Here is a 2891-nt window from a genome sequence, read left to right as displayed (position 1 = left end):
ATAGTGGATTCGCTATAATACTCGCCACAGTTGTTCATTAAACATTCACAGAGATAAATTAACTTAGTTACATCAGCTAGGTTCATGGGTTAGGCCCAGTCTCAAATTTTATTACTCTTGGGCCATCTCACTGTTTATAAGCTTATATAAAGTTTATAAGCTTTTTTCAGTTCTCTTTTGCATTGCACCTATAGATTAGTTTTATTCAAGTCGAAGTTTTTTTATTATCTACGAACTAAAGGGACCGATTACTATAATGTCAAAAATCATTTATACAAAAACCGACGAAGCCCCAGCACTAGCAACCCTATCATTCTTGCCTATTGTTGAAGCTTTCACTAAGACAGCAGATATTACTGTCGAGACCAGTGACATCTCTGTTGCTGCTCGTGTTTTGGCAGAATTTCCTGACTATTTAACAGAAGATCAGCGTGTTGCAGACAACTTAGCCGAGCTAGGTCGTTTGACTCAAGACCCTAACACTAACATCATTAAGCTGCCTAACATCAGTGCTTCTGTACAACAGCTAAAAGCAGCCATTAAAGAGTTGCAAAGCAAAGGCTATGCCCTTCCTGATTTCCCAGAAGACCCACAAACTGAAGAAGAGCATGAGCTTCGTAAGCGCTATGGTAAGGCCTTAGGTAGTGCGGTTAACCCAGTATTACGTGAAGGTAACTCAGACCGCCGTGCGCCAAAAGCAGTTAAAAACTATGCCCGCAAACATCCTCATTCAATGGGCGAATGGAAACAGTGGTCAAGCACTCACGTGTCTCACATGCATGGCGGCGACTTCTACAGTGGCGAGCAATCAATGACACTAGACAAAGCCCGTACCGTACGTATGGAGCTTTTGTTAGAAGACGGCTCAACCAAAGTATTAAAGCCAGAAATTCCTCTAAAAGACAAAGAAGTCATCGATTTAATGTTCATGAGCAAAAAAGCATTGCTTGAGTTCTATGAGCGTGAAATGGAAGACTGCCGCGATGCCGGTATCTTATTCTCATTGCATGTAAAAGCGACGATGATGAAGGTATCTCACCCTATCGTATTCGGTCACGCGGTTCGCATTTATTATAAAGACGCGTTTGAGAAACATGGCAAGCTATTTGATGAGCTTGGTATTAACGTAAATAATGGTATGGCTGATCTGTATGATAAGATTAAAGACCTACCTGCCTCAAAACGTGAAGAGATTGAGCAAGACCTACATGCTTGTCAGGAACATCGTCCTCGTCTGGCCATGGTTGACTCTTCAAAAGGCATCACTAACTTCCACTCACCAAGTGACGTTATTGTAGACGCTTCAATGCCTGCTATGATCCGTAATGGCGGTAAGATGTGGGGTGCTGATGGCAAAATGTATGACTGTAAAGCAGTTATGCCTGAGTCAACTTTCGCTCGTATCTACCAAGAGATGATTAACTTCTGTAAGTGGCATGGTAACTTTGACCCAACCACTATGGGTACTGTCCCTAACGTAGGTCTAATGGCTCAAAAAGCTGAAGAATACGGCTCACACGATAAGACCTTTGAATCAAGCGATTCAGGTATTGCTCGTATTGTAGACGTTGAAACTGGCGAAGTTCTAATGGAGCAAGCGGTTGAAAAAGGTGATATCTGGCGTATGTGTCAGGTGAAAGATGAGCCTATCCAAGACTGGGTGAAACTAGCCGTTCGCCGTGCTCGTGAATCAGACACGCCAGTAGTATTCTGGTTAGACCCATACCGTCCTCACGAAAACGAATTGATCAAGAAAGTTAAAACTTACTTGAAGGACCATGATACTGAAGGTCTACGCATCGAAATCATGTCACAAGTTCGTGCAATGCGTTACACACTAGAGCGTGTGGCTCGTGGTCTTGATACTATTTCTGCGACAGGTAACATCCTACGCGACTACCTAACTGACTTATTCCCAATTTTAGAGCTGGGTACCAGTGCCAAGATGTTGTCAGTAGTACCTCTAATGAAGGGCGGCGGTTTATTTGAAACAGGTGCCGGTGGTTCAGCGCCTAAGCATGTACAACAGCTACTAGAAGAGAACCACTTACGTTGGGACTCACTGGGTGAATTCTTAGCGTTAACTGCATCTTTAGAGCACTTAGCCTCTACTCAAGACAATGCCAAAGCCAAAGTATTGGCAGAAACGTTAGATAAAGCGACTGAGAAGCTGCTTGATAACGATAAGTCACCATCACGCTCTACTGGTGAATTAGACAACCGTGGTAGCCATTTCTATCTGGCCATGTACTGGGCACAAGAGTTAGCCGCTCAAGACGAAGATGCTGAGTTAAAAGCACAATTTGCACCAGTGGCTGAAACGCTAGCCAAAAATGAAGAGACCATCGTTAAAGAAATGAACGAGGTTCAAGGCAAGTCAGTAGATATTAAAGGCTACTACTTTGCTGATGATGAAGTGGCTAAGAGCGTCATGCGTCCAAGTAAAACCTTTAACGACGCCATCGCCTCTATCTAATGCTGGCTAGTTAAGGTAATCCTTGACGGTTTGATTTAAAAAAAGCTGTAAGTAAATACCCTAAGAGTACCCTCTTGGGGTATTTTTTTGGCTTAAATTCAGCAATACCCTCACAAACTTTTAGAAGAAGATACGATTTGTAAACTGACTATTAAGACCCCTGTTTAGTATCATTAAACTTAAGATTGATCACAGCATTACCGATAACAACAAATAAAAGTTTATTTACCCCTAACAAAACCCCCAATTGATTCAGAAAATATTGACCTCCTCCCCTCGCTAAAACGAGGGGATTCCTACAGCTAGACGATCAAGCCCGACCGCAAGGATGTTCTTAGCAGCATTGATATCTCTATCATGCCATGTGCCACACTCAGCACACCTCCATCCTCTTATTCGCAAACCTGCTCTACCT

General features: G+C 42.8%; 2 protein-coding genes. One reads left to right on the top strand and one right to left on the bottom strand.

Annotated elements, in window-relative coordinates; all coding sequences use genetic code 11:
• Positions 1-256: 256 nt before the first annotated feature.
• Positions 257-2476 (top strand): NADP-dependent isocitrate dehydrogenase, encoded by a 2220-nt coding sequence (locus A1019T_RS03870; RefSeq protein ID WP_077450512.1) that lies wholly within the window; start codon positions 257-259, stop codon positions 2474-2476.
• Positions 2477-2755: 279 nt separating this feature from the next.
• Here A1019T_RS03870 and A1019T_RS03865 read toward each other — a convergent pair.
• On the bottom strand, positions 2756-2891 hold a 136-nt coding region (locus A1019T_RS03865; protein ID WP_143514073.1), incomplete at its 5' end, for a zinc ribbon domain-containing protein.

The sequence above is a fragment of the Psychrobacter piechaudii genome, from assembly GCF_900162825.1.
Classification (GTDB): domain Bacteria; phylum Pseudomonadota; class Gammaproteobacteria; order Pseudomonadales; family Moraxellaceae; genus Psychrobacter; species Psychrobacter piechaudii.
The sequence above is the reverse complement of the archived record's forward strand: the minus strand, read 5'-3'. Positions and strand labels throughout refer to the sequence as shown.

Coding starts and splice junctions, on each gene's coding strand:
- A1019T_RS03870 (WP_077450512.1), top strand. CDS start 257: ATGTCAAAAATCATTTATACAAAAACCGACGAAGCCCCAGCACTAGCA.